General features: G+C 34.2%; 4 protein-coding genes. 3 read left to right on the top strand and 1 reads right to left on the bottom strand.

All coding sequences use genetic code 11. From position 1 onward, the window contains the following. Nucleotides 1-3: 3 nt before the first annotated feature. The 3 genes from DK442_RS20620 (at nt 4) to DK442_RS20610 (ending at nt 4,073) form a co-directional block, all read left to right on the top strand. Nucleotides 4-672 carry a hypothetical protein gene (locus DK442_RS20620; RefSeq protein WP_109437771.1) on the top strand — a complete coding sequence of 223 codons (669 nt, stop codon included), beginning with the start codon at nt 4-6 and terminating at the stop codon, nt 670-672. A 178-nt stretch (nt 673-850) separates the two neighbouring features. After that, a complete protein-coding gene (locus tag DK442_RS20615; protein WP_109437770.1) occupies nt 851-1,285 on the top strand; it encodes a lipocalin family protein in 435 nt (144 codons plus the stop codon). Nucleotides 1,286-1,688: 403 nt separating this feature from the next. Continuing rightward, on the top strand, nt 1,689-4,073 hold the full coding sequence (locus DK442_RS20610) for a hypothetical protein (RefSeq protein ID WP_200825147.1): 2,385 nt from the start codon (nt 1,689-1,691) through the stop codon (nt 4,071-4,073). 102 nt (nt 4,074-4,175) lie between these two features. Here DK442_RS20610 and DK442_RS20605 read toward each other — a convergent pair whose 3' ends face one another. After that, on the bottom strand, nt 4,176-16,304 hold the full coding sequence (locus DK442_RS20605) for a LysM domain-containing protein (protein WP_109437769.1): 12,129 nt from the start codon (nt 16,302-16,304) through the stop codon (nt 4,176-4,178). Between the last annotated feature and the right edge of the window lies 1 nt (nt 16,305).

Raw genomic sequence — 16,305 nt, 5'->3', positions numbered from 1 at the left:
AAAATGGATAGAGATTTATTCATAAAACAAGTGAAGAAGGATTTTCAATGGTTAATTAACTTAGGATATGAGTTTGTGCACATTGAAACTAGTATTTATTTTGAAAAGAAATCGCAAGATGAAGCTTATGCGATTAGTTTTTCTTGGGCAGAATATAATCGTTTTCTAATACAAAACATTACTGCTTTCAAAAGATTTAATAAAATAGAAAAATGTTTGAATTCTGTTAATAATAACGCTTTAGATTATACCATAAGAGAATTATGGAATGGCGAGATACCTTCAGATTTTGAAGTTGTTAAAAATGAAAATCATTTCATAAATTCGTTTTTTATTGAGGATTATTCTCAAATAAAATTATTTTCTCAAATGATAGAAGATTTTTTTATAAATGAAGTAAAATCTTTTTTTAGTAAATATCAAGATTTAAAAAATATTATAGATGAAATGAATTTATTACCAAGTGAAACAAAAGCTTCTATGATAGTGAATACAAATAACTCTACATTTATGCGCATTATGGCTATTAAATATTTTGTAAATCCACAAGATGGAATAGAGTTTTATGATGAAACTGTGAAAGAACTGGCTCCATTAAAAAATCAAAGAACATTCTCTTTAATACTTGATAATCTAGCAAAATTAAAGAATGAACTTTCTCAATCCGTATAAAATATTCTGTTTTTATGATGTTAAGTGTTGTAAATGAATACTATAATTTAAAGATTAATATAAAAAAATTACCAACAGGAGTATATTTAATGAATACAATAAAATACTATTAGAAGACGTTCTTTTTTTTTACTTTTGACCCACTAATTAAATACGTAAACTTAAAACCTTATTAAATATGAAAAAGCCTTTTTTATTATGTATCCTACTTGTAGCAATAGCATTTACTTCTTGTAAAAATGACGATGATGATAAGATCAATAACTCTATAGTAGGTGCTTGGAAATTAGCCAATGCAACTGATACTGATGGTGCTCCAATTAATCTGCTGGATTGCGAGAAAAATACAATATATACTTTTACTGATAATACTTTTAGTCAAAGAAATTTTGAAGCAAATCAGGATAGAACAGATTGTTTGCCTGTAGCAGAAAATTCTGCTAGTTATAGAACTAATGGGGATAAAATTGAGTTTCTTGATGCCCAAGGTGCAGTAATTACATCAACTGAATCACAATTTACTTTTTCTGTAGCAGCAGACAAATTAGAAATAATAGACACAGATCCTTCGACTGGAAATGTCGTTATAGAAAGGTCTTTTGATAGACAATAATCATATTGATTTTTGTTACTAATAAAGTATCTGTCAAAATAAAAAACCACTCTATAATAGAGTGGTTTTTTATTTTGACTTTTGAGAGATAGAGTTTATCGTTCTAATATATACGAAATCAAAGCGAATATAAATTGATTCTATAATAAATATATAGAATCAAATACTTTTGATATCATGACTTGTTCATAGAAATAAACAAGAAATGTTTTTAGTAATATAATAAAGAAAAACAGGATTTATTTATAGGCATTTAAGTTGAAAAAATCAATTATAAAAGCATAAGATTTTGTTATTATTATATGTTTTTTTTAGTAAATTCGCGCCTGCAATTTCTTTGTAATGAAGAGATTGAAGGGATTAAGCCTAAATTATTTTGAGTACACCTGCTAATGTTAAGTATTTGAAAAAACTACTACTAGTATTCTTCGGATTACCTTTTTTGACTATCGGTCAAACATTAGACTATGAATCTATAACTCAAAGTAAACCGCTTAAAGTTAGTGGACAAATATCTGCTACAGGAGTGTATTATAATTCTAATCAAAATAATAACAGAGAACCTTTTACCTATTTTTTACAAGGAGCACTTAATATCAATATCTATAGCTTCTCTATTCCTATTTCCTATAGTTTCTCTAATCAAGGAGAAGATTTAGGATATCAAATACCTTTTGATTTTAATCGTATAAGTATACATCCAAAGTATAAATGGGTAACAGGACATATAGGTAATGTAAATATGACTTTTTCTCCTTATACATTAAGCGGTCATCAGTTTACAGGAGGTGGAGTGGACCTTACACCACCTGGCCCGTTAAAGGTTAGTGCCATGGCTGGTCGTTTGCTCAAAGCAACAAATGATGATGATGACCCCAGAACCATCCCGGCTTTTAATCGAATGGGTTATGGATTGAAAACAAGCTTTGAAAAGGAACGATATAAAATTGGAGTAATAGGGTTTTATGCAAAAGATGATCAAAATTCTATTGATTCAATACCAGAAGTTAAAGGAGTTTTACCACAAGAAAACCTGGTGATAAGTCTGGAAGGAGAGGTTAAACTAGGAAAAAGTTTTAGCCTACAAGCAGAATATGCATCTACAGCGATAACCAAAGATACCAGAGCAGAAGAAGCAGATAATTCAGGGATTTCACCAATAGCAGCAATTTTTAATAACCGTGCCTCTACAGAATATTATAATGCGGTAAAAACTCGCTTAGGATATGCTTTTGGCCGGGTAAATCTTGGTTTAGGATATGAGCGTATCGATCCAGGTTATGAGACGCTTGGAGCATATTTTTTCAATAATGATTTCGAAAATATCACTTTGGATGCTTCTAATACTTTTTTTAGAGATAGATTAACCTTGGCTCTTAATATAGGCTACCAAAGAGATGATCTAGATAATTTAAAAGCTAATAATACAAATCGTACTGTAGGATCATTAAATGCTACACTCTCAGTATCAGAACGATTAAATATTTCTGGATCGTATTCTAATTTTAGTACGTTTACTAATATTAAACCCAATCAATTTGATGAGATTAATGATGGAGATCTTCTAGACGAACAGATTGAAGAGTTGGATTATAAACAGTTGTCTCAAACTGCTACCCTTACCGTTAGTTATGTCCTTTCAAATAAGAAAACCTCACGACAAAACCTTATTACTAATTATACGTTAAATGATGTATCTAATGAACAAGGAGGGATTGTAAGACTTGGAGATGCTTCTACTTTTCATAATATGAATATAGGGCATACCATAGATTTTTCAGAAAGAAACCTTAATATTAGTACTTCTGTAAATGGTACATATAATACCATTGGTAGAGAAGAATCTACTACGTGGGGACCTACCATAAGCGTTGGGAAAAGGTATTTTGAAAAAACCTTAAACACCAGACTTTCTGCAGGATACAATAGTTCAAATAGTGCAACAGCAAATACTAATGTCACCAATTTTAGGGGATCGGTAACTTATACTTTGAAAGAAAGGCACAATTTTAATCTTAACGCTGTTCAACTGTTTAGAAATGGCGGGAATAGTGGTGGTTTAAGTGAGTTTACTGCTACTTTTGGATACAACTATGCTTTCGGACTTAAGAAACCAAAAATTAACTTCAAGAAGAGAGAAAAGAAGGAGAAAAAACCGAAGGAAGATAATGATTCGATTAAAATTCAATATAGAAAATATCGCTACGAAGGTTTACCAAAAGATATTACCCCTCAACTGTTAAATTTACCAGAAAAAGAGGGATTTGCACATATTATTAAAGATAAAAAAGGAAGGCTAAGTGAATTAGGAGAGCAACTTAAAGAAACTGAAGAAAAAGATAAAAGAGTATATAAAGAAATAGCTATTAGTTATCTTAAAGCGATGGACGAATATCTTGATTTTGCAGAATTTTATAATAAAAAAATCTATGAATCTTACGTTAAACTGGTTAATGAAGCAAGAGAAATAGATCGCCAAATACGAGATGAGTTTACAGTATTGAGTGCCAGAATTAATAGTGCAGAAGAGAAAGATCCAGAAGATCTTGAAAAACAGAAAATACTCGAAAAACGATATGAATCGCATACAGAACTTTTACAATCGTTGTTAAAATGGAATTTGAAGCTTGAGGATATCGAGAACCCAGAAGGTGATATTAAACTGCTCAAAAAGCGTAATGCTTCAAAAGTGTTTACAATGTATCAGAATGAAGTTTCCGAAGAAAAGATCATAAAATTTATTGAAATACGATTAGCGGATTTATTTCATAAAGTGCTCAAAGAATAAGAGTAATTATAATTACTTCTTATTTTCCTATAAGATGTAGGTATACTGTATTGAAGCAAATACCCTATGCGCTTATTAGCATAGGGTGTTTTTATGTTCAGGTTATCCTAATGCTGGTTTGATATAGTTTAAATTTAAAACCAAATTCGTCAAATGTAATAATGGATATGGTTGTTGAGTCAAATTAGAAAAAATAACTAAATCAAAGTTTAGAATACCACTTACTCTGCTAGGGTTATTGGACTTAAACCAATCATTAATGGCATCTGCCCAACTTTGTAACATTGGATCTAATTCACTTGTCAATTCTACCAAAATAAGGGATTGCATTAATATTGGTAAATTAATCGGGTTTAATCCACTATTAATTTGATAATCATAACTACAAGTCATCTGAAACCGTAAAGATGGTTCTGTGTTTTCTTTTAATAGTGTTTGCATTAATACCTGTAATTGCTCGTATAATGATCTTACCGTAGGAGAACCTTGGTTATTAGGTAAATTAGCAATCTTAATAGTTTGCATATTCGTTATTGTGGGTAACAATGGATTAGAGAATGATAATTCTCCTGTAGTATATACAAACTGTGAATTAATGGTTTTACCAGGGATTAACCCCTCATTACGTGTTAAATACATAGATGTCATCGCATCCTGACGTTGTAAGATATTTAGTTTTGGTAATATAACGGTTCGTTTCTGTATACTTTGTGCCTCATCACTTAATAGCGGTTTCCCATCAGAATCAGTATAATAATAACAAACAATACCATCACAAGTACCTTGTGTCCATAGGTGCATAGTGTAATTATCAATATGTATCTCAGGAATACTGACACCACTAGGTGGTTTACCATATACTGTAATGACCTGTACCTGCTCTATGTTTTCTCCAACTTTTAGGCTTTGGCCGGCTTCTCGGATCTGGAAGTCATAAGATAAATCCTCATTTCCTGCTTTGTAGATACGATTGGTGTTGTTAATTAACAATCCACCAGCTTTATTAGCAGATTGAGTGACATTATCGATGAGTTCTGTGAATGAACTAATGGCGATACCGGCATTTGTAAAGAGTTCCTCAGAACTTGAGTTGCTCTCATTATATACCTGGGCATCAATCTTGGTAACCAAAGATTTTAGATCTTTATCTACAGAAGGGTATACCATAATAAACTCTGCAAGAGCATCAAATATATCCATTTCTAGTGCCATTGCCCTGAGATCATTTGTTTTTATATTGAATGCTACGGTACAATAAAGCGTATCCTGGGGATAGTGGAATGGTTGGGAATATTCGAATTCATAATTCCATTCTAACAATTTACTAATATCGGTTGATTCTGGGTTGTTGGCCTCACCTAATTGGTTTACTAAAGAAGGATTTTGAGGGAAAGCTCTTAAAATCATTGGCACTTCAAACCCTCCTAATTCATTTTCTAATGGCATATTTTTGTCTGGTATGACAAAATTTAACCAGGTAGAAGGTGTAAATCCATTAATAGGAGTTGCAATCTGATGTTCTATATTCGTTCCCTTATAATTCAGGTTCAGGTTTATTTTGGATAATACCTCTCCACCTTCACTACGTACAATTTCCGGAGTATTCAATAGAAAAGCTAATGATTGATCATCATTATTCAGCTCAATTTTTGCTGAAGTTATGGTTAACTGGTCTGGTTTGGAGTAACTTACGAAATTAGTTGTTATAGTTAAGGTTTTAGTTCCTTCGATGGGTCTTAAATTAACATCAAGTAAACCATCGCCAATAGTTACGCTGGTATTATTTAGTACAACATTACCAGAAATGGTTAGTACCACACTCTTGGCATCATCATCAAGAATTGCTGATTTTACTGTTAATGGATTTGTAATTGTATAGTTGACGATATTGGTTGCACTAGTTTTATCCAATGGAGCACTAAAATACAAGCTTACTATAGTCAATTTATCTTCAGAAGAAACTGCACCTTCAAACACAGTATTTTGAATGATATTACCAAATAAGTTAGGTGCAGTTTCCACAGGTTTATCTGCCTTAACATTAACATCAAACTGGATACCAGAACTGGTATTGTATAAATTTGATAATTGTGATAGTAATGATTGTAAGAAAGCTTCTTGTATAGCAGAAGCGCTTCCTGTTTCATCTTTGAAAACATGGACCATTAGCATTTTTGTAATTTCTGCCAACGACTCCTTTGTATCTTGTATATTTTTTAGGTTAGTAGCGCCTAATTTTTTATCAATTAACTGTATTGGACCGGTAAATTCGGGTGTGAGAATATCATCAATTGCAGTAAATAACTGACTTACCCACTGATCCATATCAATCTCTGTGAAATCCTTTTGAGAATCTGGTTCAGTACTGATTCCTTTTCCGGTAGTATAGTTATAGATTGAAACTCCATTTCTACTTTCAAGTTTATTAGAAACAGGTCTAGGCGCAAATAACTGAGGTACTCCAGGAGTATTTACCTGATATGAAATAGGTTGTTTATGATCTATTCCTAATCGCACCGCCCATATGGTTCGATCTGATTTTTGTTGGTTGTTGTTCTCTCTATTGGCTCCTGTTGTTATTTTTAGATAATATTGGTTGTCTATAGTCATTATCTCTTCAAAAGCCTCTGCAAATGCATTCAATGCTCTAGAGTTATTGTTACTATCATTAGATGATGGTGCAATTTCAGTTATTACTTTTTTGATACCTCCAGTAGTTTCAAATTCACCCATAACTGCACCTCCAACTCTAGAAATGTTCATATCAAGTGTCAATTCTATAATTTGATCACTAATTACCTGAGTGGGGTCAATAGCAAATTTGAATGTAAAGACCGGAGATGGAGGAGCAACGCTTGTTCCTCCTTGTTTTCGATCTTGTAAGAAATTATAAATAGATGCAATCCAGTCATATACCAAATCAGAATACATAGCATCCCCAACTTCAAAAACCGAATCAAACAAACTGGTTCGCATATTTATAATTATCCCGTTGGGATCTGTAAGTTGATATGCTAACTTTTCATAAACTATAAAGTCGTTTGTTGCTCGTGACAATACTGTAGAGCTAGATTCTTCGCTCATATCAGGGTAGCTGTATGTAGCTTGACCATTAAACGTGGTTTTCTTTGATTCATTTTGAATGTTTCCTATACCCAAGGTATATTTTACACCTTCAGACATCTCATCTACAGTGAGTACTACCGTTTTTGTATCAGCACCTAATTTTGCATTGTTGATGACCAGATTTGGACTGATTTCATAATTACCTAAAGAAGTTGCTGTAGTAGCATCTAAAGTTTCTGTGAAGGTCAATAGTATCGTGGTATTATCTGTTGCCTTTGCAGAAAGTAATCCATTATACGCAGAGATATCAAAAGTCAACGGAATCTGAATTTCTGCAGTAGTATCTTTGGCTACGATCCATTGCGAAGATACAGAAGGCCATTGGTTAATTCCTAAAATAGCATCAGTATACCTTGTTAATATTGGAGTTTTGTTACTAATATCATCCGATGTACGGGGTGGTTCTGAAATAGTAGTTAATGCAGTATTTCCATAAATATCCATCCACATGAAGTCTGGTTGTATAAGATATCCAATGCCTTTATATGGGCTATTAGAAGTATCTGGTAATCCATTCCTTCCTTTATTTTGCAGTGTATTGGCAAATTTGCTGTATGGCACGGATTGCTGGAACATCCATTTTCCACTAGTATCGGGTTGTTTACCACAACTGTCACCATCATTTGATTTAGGAGCTGTTGGTCCAGTTGGTAAACTTGGTTTACTGGCTTTGAACCAATCATTGTTGATCAATTGAAAACTCAATATAGAAAAATCATTTTGCAAGAAGATTTTTGCATAATCAGGGTCACTATACTTATCTGGTACTTCAGCCGGTTCTATACGTTTACCTTCTAGAGATACTACTCCTGCAGGTACAGCGGCAACACGTGTAATAGGACCACCAATCATTGTTAATTGAGTACCATTAGAAAATAAGTTAACCAATGTACTGTTATAATGTGCCAGAGCAGCTAAATCCATACCATAATACGTAGCAATATCTAGTAATGTTTTACTATTGTCTTCGCCCGAAGTTATTGTTAATAAAGGTAACCTAAGTCCAAAATATAAGGGTAGTACATCCGGCCAGTTAGTCACTAAAGGATTTGCTTTTTTGATAGCATCTGTTGTAGTTCCAAACTTAATTGCAATAGCCTCTAGAGATTCCCCTTGTCCACTACCATCTTGTCCAACCTGATAAGTTCCTTCAGGCACGTCTATTGATAATCCTGCCGTTAGTATAGCGGTTAAATTGTCTTCTACGACGTCTGCAATATTAGTATAGTATTGGTACGCCAAATCACTTAGCGTATCTCCCGTATTAAAAACTACTGTTTTACTTACCGGGTTAGCCTTGGCGTATACAGAACTATTATTAACATTAATAGCTTCTCCTGTAACAAAGGTATTCATATATGGTTGTAATATATTCTGCTCGTCACTTAGTACAGGAGCAGTATACAATACTATCAATGATAGACTGGCCTCTCCTTTATCATTAAAAATATGATCTGGTAAACCGGTACCATTTTCACTATTGTAATAGTATAAATAATATCCTCCATCCCTAGTAATACTGGCTTGCCATAACAAAGTAATCAAGTCTGTTGGTTTGTTTAAAAGATTACTAGCCTCACTATCAATTTGTAATGTTTTCAAAAAAGCTTGTATTGTTGCTGTATCTGGTCTTGTAAAGGTAGATAAATTGGCCTGTGCAACACCTATTGTTAGATCATTTATTGGATCTGTTTGAACACCCGGATTATCGCCATTAGACTGGTTTGGAATATATCCAAAAGCTAATTGATTGATCAGGTTATCATTGTTCTCTAAATAAGTAACCATTTGTTCTAACAATAAAGCATTATTACCATCTGCACCACTAATCTCATAGGTAGTTAATGAAGCTGGACTGTTGTCTACCGGAGGTACTTTTTTGATTGTAAAAGTTACTTGTGTTCCCCAACCATAATTAGTAACTGGCGTCGATTTCATCGCATTCGTTGTAGGATCTACAGCACCTGTTACTACTTCAAATCGGGGTTGCACAGCTCTTCCTGATGGATTTGCGATCTCCATCAAATTTGCTGGTAATGACCAAATATTTAAAATTTGTGATTCATTTGTCGATCCGTTATAGGGTAACGCAATGGCCGAACCAGCTTTCCATGGACTTACCGTACTAAAGGTATAATGTCCACAGCTATTACTAAACATATCACCTAATCCCAGATGTTGAATTTCCAAATCCAGATAATTCTTAGTTGCATAACTTCTAACCGTATTGATTTGTTCGTAAGATGAAGAATCATCAGTAATTTCTATGATTAAGGTATCTCCCGTTTTCTCAAAACTTATCCATGTAATATCAGATGGGATTGTAAAGGTAATATCATAAGATTCTTTATCAGCTAACGTAGGTAGAGGGAATTGCTGCCCTGTCAAGGCAAATAAACCTGCAGTATCTTGTTCATAAACCAATGTGTCATCTAACCACATCCCCTGATATTTTGGTGTAATACCCGAAGTTGGTAATCGTAAACCTGAAAGATAATAACGTGATGCCATACCAGATAATTGTTGTAATCCACTATCAGCTTGAATCTCTGCAATCAATTTACCAACTTCAAACTGCGGCAGGTCATTTAAGACTAATTGTCCATTATTATCACTACTATTAAATAAATCAATGATAGTATCATTACTTGTAATTGCCAAAGAAATAATACTTACTCCGTATCTTGCAGAGAAAGTAATCAAGGTATCTCCGTCTTGAGTCATCCCTTTAAAATCTGATACTGTTAATACCGAAGATGGCATTAACAACCCTTCTTTTGTTAATATATCTGTGTTCGTTAGTAATTCATCTAAAGTAACATCAAAGTCTTTTGCTAAACTATTCAATGAATTACCGGACTGCACGACAATAGAATCTTTGCCTGCATAATCAACGATAATACCTTCCTGAAGAATTGTGGTATCATTGGCATTTGTGGTTGCCAAAGCTGATGCCGTAACTTGATCGTTATACATCGATTTTTTACTAATATCATCAAAAGTATCACCGGCAATGGTACCATAGGTCGCTTTGTTTACTTCAATTAATTTTCCGGGATTTAAGGTATGTGATTTATTGCTTTCAAATAAATAATCTATTGTGTACCTATAACCAGAACTGAACTGCCCATGAGTATTGATCCAACTTATTATCTCGGCAATGGTTTGCCCTTCCAGGATTTGGTATTGGAATGCACGTAATGCATTTTGCGCATTTTCTACCATTTGTTTAGCTAGTAAAAGGAAATAATCCGAATATATAAAAGTAGCCATCGATTCGGTATCGTTAGTTACAGCGAGAGCATTCTCGAGAGAGAAGTCGTTACTTTGCTTCAACTGAACTGCCAAATCATCAAAATAAATACGTAATTCATCTATATACGTATCACTTAAACTATTATAATCGGCAAAAGCATATTCTAACGATTTATGGCCTTCAAAGGCAGGTAATGTAATAGATAGTTGTGGAATCATAGGAAAGTACGCTGCGTCAGATTCTGTTTCTTGATCAGAAGGATGAGATACAGTCATACTTACTTGTGTATTCAATAGATTATTGATTGCATCTAATGGTATAGGTGCGGTATTATTAGCATTATTTAGATAATCATAAATTTCTTGTAAACGTGTTTCGCTAATAGCTAATTTATCCACATCTTCGGCACTAATACTTCCATTATAGAAAGCTGCAATTACCCATCTAAATACCAATTTCCCAATATATTCAAACGAGGTATCAGGAGTAGTACCCAATGCTTTTTGTTTAGCCGAATTTGGATCATCTACTGCAGATGCTGTAGATTCTAGGAATAGCATAGCTGAATATACAGCTAATTGATCTGATGGTTTCTTGGCTAAATCACCAGCGATACTAAGTCCAAACCCAATATAACCTGTTAATGGTTGTTTCGTAGCCGGAGCGGTCAAATTGCTCCAGTCTGGATGATCGTTGAAGTTGTCTGTAATAGAGATCAGGAAGGCGTCTGCATTGAATCTAGCCATACGTCTCGGTGATGCATTCATTTTGAGCATGGTCATACTTTCTTTGGTACCTTCGGTAACCACATGCCATGGTGATGATCCACCTCCGACTTTGATTTCGAATGATTCTCTTAAAGTGAGATCGAAACTGAAACTGATCTTGATTTTGAACAATCCTAAATTGATCTTCACAGAAACAGCTACACTTACTCTGGCAGTAATTCCCAGTAATATGGGTTCGTATGCAGTAATGGTAATATCGGCCAAAATACTCAATAAGACATTTACTTCGGCTTTGATAATCTTGAAGTCAACATAACCATATAGTTTCCCTTGAATACCTACTACTCCTTTAATGCTATAATAATAAGCAGGTGCAATATCAGCTTGATTTCCGTTCTCGGTATTTTCCTCTTGATAAGGATTGAATTTGGCCAAGACTCCTTCTATGATTGTGACTATGGTCAAACTGAATCCAGCAGATAAAATTCCTGCATTAAAATCGTACCCCAATCCAAACTGAATTCCAACACCCAATAATATTACAGGATTGAATGTCCCATTGTCTATTTGGGGCACTTCTGTTGAAGTTGCACTTGATTTTTTACCAAAATACAATCCAGCAGATCCCATTACCGGAATTGGAAACGGAACATAAATAATGGTTTGTAAGGTGAATGATCTTGTAAAATCGGCATCGTACGGAAATCCTAAATCAGCTAGAAAATCACCATTGGTATAGATTTCCATACCAAACACGGGCAAAGTAATATTTACTTGTCCTAGCTGTATTTTTCTCATAGCATCAGGAAGCGTAATCTGTGCTTGATATACTCCGACTGAATCACTTATTTTCCTATATAAAATCTGAAAATCCAATCCTTTGAAAATTCTCGCAGGTCCTCCGTTTAATGCTATACGTAAAGCATACAAATTAGGATCATTAAACACGATTTGCATGTCTATAAAATAATCTGTACCCGAATCATCTACCTTGACTACTTCTTTTCCTGAACTTTTCTTATCATCAGATTGTAATTTTAATATTCCAAAATCCATGCCTATCAGCCAAGAACTATTGGGATCAAAAACAATGTTTGGAATTTCTCCAGATTTTGTATCTGGTAGGTCAGCCATTAATTTGATCGCATCCTGAACACTACTCACGTCATTAATACCTGGTATTGTGACATGTTGTCCCATGGCTAGCAATCTAAGGTCGAGGTAGTTGTTCCCTTGCCCTGATGGTGATGGTGTATCTTCAGGTTTGGCAGCATCCCATTTGATTTGATTTGGTGATAATCCTTCTGCTTTATTCTCATCAGTAATCCAGAAGAAATTACCGTCTATAGTGATAAAAACACCATTCTCTGCGGCATCTTTTTTTCCTGCCTGATAATTCAATCCAATTTTTTTGATCTTACAGAATCCGAGATTAATTTCCCCAATATCTATAGCAAAAGAAACTGTTTCGGCTGTAAAATCATATATCAATTCTAGTTTGTTGAGTGGTAAACTGTTTAACAAACTCCAAGGAGCACCTAGTCCAAATTTATATCCTGTTGCCCAACTGATAGCATCTTCAATAATAGATCCCAGACTTACTGATTCGGTAAACTTTAAAGTACCTATCCAATGTTTGGGCTTACCTTTTTCAACTTCTTTTTCGACAATAGTACCTGTAAGATAACCCCATGTAAAACCAAATGTGAGTACATCTGGATTATAATCATAGAATAGCTTCATTTTTATACCGATCCATTCAATGTCGGCATTAAGAGTACAATAATAGCCTACTTTATCATCTGTAGCATCAATGGTAGTAATTGCTTTTTGGGAGCTGATCAATTGTTCGGTTTTCGAATCCGCATTGTTATCACCATAAATTCCATAACCAAATTTTAAATCGGCTTTTATGTTAAGGTTTATAAATGGGATTTTCCAATACCCATCTGTTGCACCACCTATTTCATAATATTTTTTGGTTTCTGAGAAAGAGAAGTTTAACCCTACTAATGAATAATTGTATTCACTTGGAATCTGCCAGTTTGATGGTAATAACTGGTTGGCTAAAGCAGTAAGTTGTAATGGTGTTTCGGTATTCTGCTCTCCTTTAAATATCCACCCACCATCGCTACTGTAATTCGCTGATAATGAGATGGAAAAAGCAGTAGCTCCTTCTCCAAAAGTAAATCCACCAGATAATCCTCCTTGTAATTGAGTGTTTTCGCTTTGTACTTGTACTCCTACCTCGTTAATGGTAATAGATGGTGCACCAGATATAATCTGGAACGTCCAGTCAAAGTTTAAATTAGAAGTTACACTATAATTACCAGTGGTTCCTTCAAAAGAAGCATTAAATTCTGTAATTTCTGGACTATATCCCTGCGGATTGAATACTGTGCCGGGTAAGAACAAGTTAAATAGATCGGTTACTTTGATTACTCCACTGGCAAGTTGTCCTCGGAAAATAGTGTCTGGATAATTCATACTCGTAATAATTACTCCAGCATTGTCACCCGTACCAATAGTAAACTTCCCTTTAGTACTCCATGATGTACTTCGTTTAGCCAATATACCTGGTTCTTGAATTAATACGTTTAGTGTAACACTATCCATATCCAAGCCAGTCATTAATGTTACTTTTTCTGCAGTAGCCATTACAAAACTGACATACTGTATTTTGTTTTCTTTGGTGTTATAAGCCAATTGTAAGTCGGTAACACCAATAGCTGTAAAAGCGTTGAATGGACTAGGTAATGACTGAACAAGATTTACGCCACCTGCCAATTGATAGAATTTTGAAATACTTGCTGGTTCGTCGAAGTGACCTGTTAATTGCCATAATCCATCATTAATAGGTAGTGTAATATCCAAATCCAGATCAAGGCCTTGTAGCATTCCGCCAACACTACCTTGGGCAGGAAGTAAAGAATCTGCTACCTGTAAGGAAATGTAAGGGTTTTCAAATTGTAACCATGGCAATTGTTCTGTTAGCCAATCACCGGTATATTTCATTTTCCAATCAGACACCACATTACCTTCAGGAGCAGTGAATGTTATGGTAAATTCTAATGGAGTATCCTCTAATACACTACTTTTACCATTAACAATGATTTCTGTTGGATTTACAGTCCCTTTGGCTGGAGTTATTGTTGTATTCGTTAAGGTCACTTTTACACCTAATAACCCAGAGATAAAATCAAAGATTGGTCCGGCACTATATACTCCCGGAAACAAATTAAGAATCGTATCAGCATCCAGATTTTCATATAATTTAGTTAATAACGTATCCAAAGGTGTCGAGTCATCCCCATTTTTATTACCAATACTATCATTATTATCGTAAGAACCCTGTTCTAATTGGCTTACACCAGTTGCATATGCTGACTTTGCTATTGCTGAAGCCTTAAGAGAGCTGTTAGCTTCAATAATGCCTTCTGCTTGCAAAATATACCCCAAATAACTACTTGCAATTCTAAACTTATCATTAGCAGGGTTCTGGTAAAAACTTTTAATAGTATTATAATAGGTTTGATATTCGCCTTCTGCCGATTCTTTATATTCTCGAATAAACGCTCCAATAATTTCAGAAGGGTTTTCATTGATTTTGCTTGGCCATGTATAAATTGGAAAATTAATTTTATTGGCAATTTGTTGCATTTTATATACAATAGTAGGGACATACACCACTGGCATATAAATATTGCTATAATCTTCGTATACATCAAAATCAGAATAGCCCAAAAGTGTTGTTGGGTATTGTACATTCCCAGAGTTAGGACGTGCAACATGAAAATAAGGTTGTCCAAATTGTAAGGCCAGATTCCCGGTATTTTGCCCTTCAAAAACAGGAGGCATAGCAGATTTATAAAGTAAATAATTAAATATTGGAGCTGGGACTCTTCCTAGTTGCACAAATAATACTCTGTTTTTGGCACCATTTAGCCATGAATACTTAGCCTTAACATTTATATCAGTGGCTTCCCATACATATTCTATACGTTCACTGGCCTTAACAGAACTTAGATAATTTGAGCGATAAGTATGTGGTTTTAATAATTGTATGATTTGATTACGTTCTTTATCAGATAAGATTTCGGGTTTGATATTGAACTTTTTGAGCCTATCTAAATCTGGATTTAACTGTGAATTCCAAGTGCTTTCCTGAGAACTGAAATCACCTTCAATCAATTGTGATATTGGAGTTTCTCCTCCACCTGTTCGGTTAGAGAAATTATCCATCGATAATACAACAATTGGTTTTGCCCCTGAACGAATAGAAGTACCTTTCATTTGTGAGGCCATATACCCTGTAATTACTTCAAACATGCGCTCTTCTGGAGGTGGTGCCAGTTCATAATTTCCTTTAGTTCGTATGCTATAGACAGCACCTAAATCATAATTGTCCGTTTTTGAAAGTAAACTTTGCAAGACAGCCACTTGATTAGCATAACCATTTTCCTTATAATAGTTCCAGTCTGGTTCTGGTACAGGTATTTCTTCCCAATATGCTCGTTGCTTAAATGCCCCATAATTCAATAATTTCTGATGGGTTAAGTTGACTGTTTTTTTAGTAGTATTCAGAAATTGAATTTCTTCGGGAGTGGTCCATAAATAAGGTTCAAGTCTTAAAAAATAGTTGGTATTTAAGCGTTTTGCTAATTCTGGTGATTTGATGGTACCGTTATCATCTATTTGATCTTCTGCTCCAGTGAAACCTAAATTCACCACAGGATTAGGTGGTGTTTCTTCAGGTATCCATTCAATAAGTTTTACGGTTGCATTATTAACCTCTCCTTCTGGTTTATTATCCAGTTCTGGTAGTAATTGATATAGTTTTGTAAGTACAGTTTTATCTTTGTCTTCCAGATAATAAACTTCAATTGATCCCTGATATCCATAACCGTTTTTTTCACTACTATTTGTTAATTGATATAATAGGTTTACAGTATTGGTTTGATGCCCATAACCAGGAGCATCTGAAACCCACATCCTAATCGTTGTATTATCTGAACTGTTAAGGTATTTGGTAAACAGTGATAACGAACCTGATAACTGATCTTCTTGTTCGGCTGTTGTGAAGTAGTCTATAATTGCCTTAAATATACTTGAGAAACCCATT

The organism is Aquimarina sp. AU119, from assembly GCF_900312735.1.
GTDB lineage: Bacteria > Bacteroidota > Bacteroidia > Flavobacteriales > Flavobacteriaceae > Aquimarina > Aquimarina algiphila.
The sequence above is the reverse complement of the archived record's forward strand: the minus strand, read 5'-3'. Positions and strand labels throughout refer to the sequence as shown.

What these genes read in the sequence shown, in the direction of transcription:
- DK442_RS20620 (WP_109437771.1), top strand. Translation starts at nt 4, where the DNA reads ATGGATAGAGATTTATTCATAAAACAAGTGAAGAAGGATTTTCAATGG.
- DK442_RS20615 (WP_109437770.1), top strand. Translation starts at nt 851, where the DNA reads ATGAAAAAGCCTTTTTTATTATGTATCCTACTTGTAGCAATAGCATTT.
- DK442_RS20605 (WP_109437769.1), bottom strand. Translation starts at nt 16,304, where the DNA reads ATGGGTTTCTCAAGTATATTTAAGGCAATTATAGACTACTTCACAACA.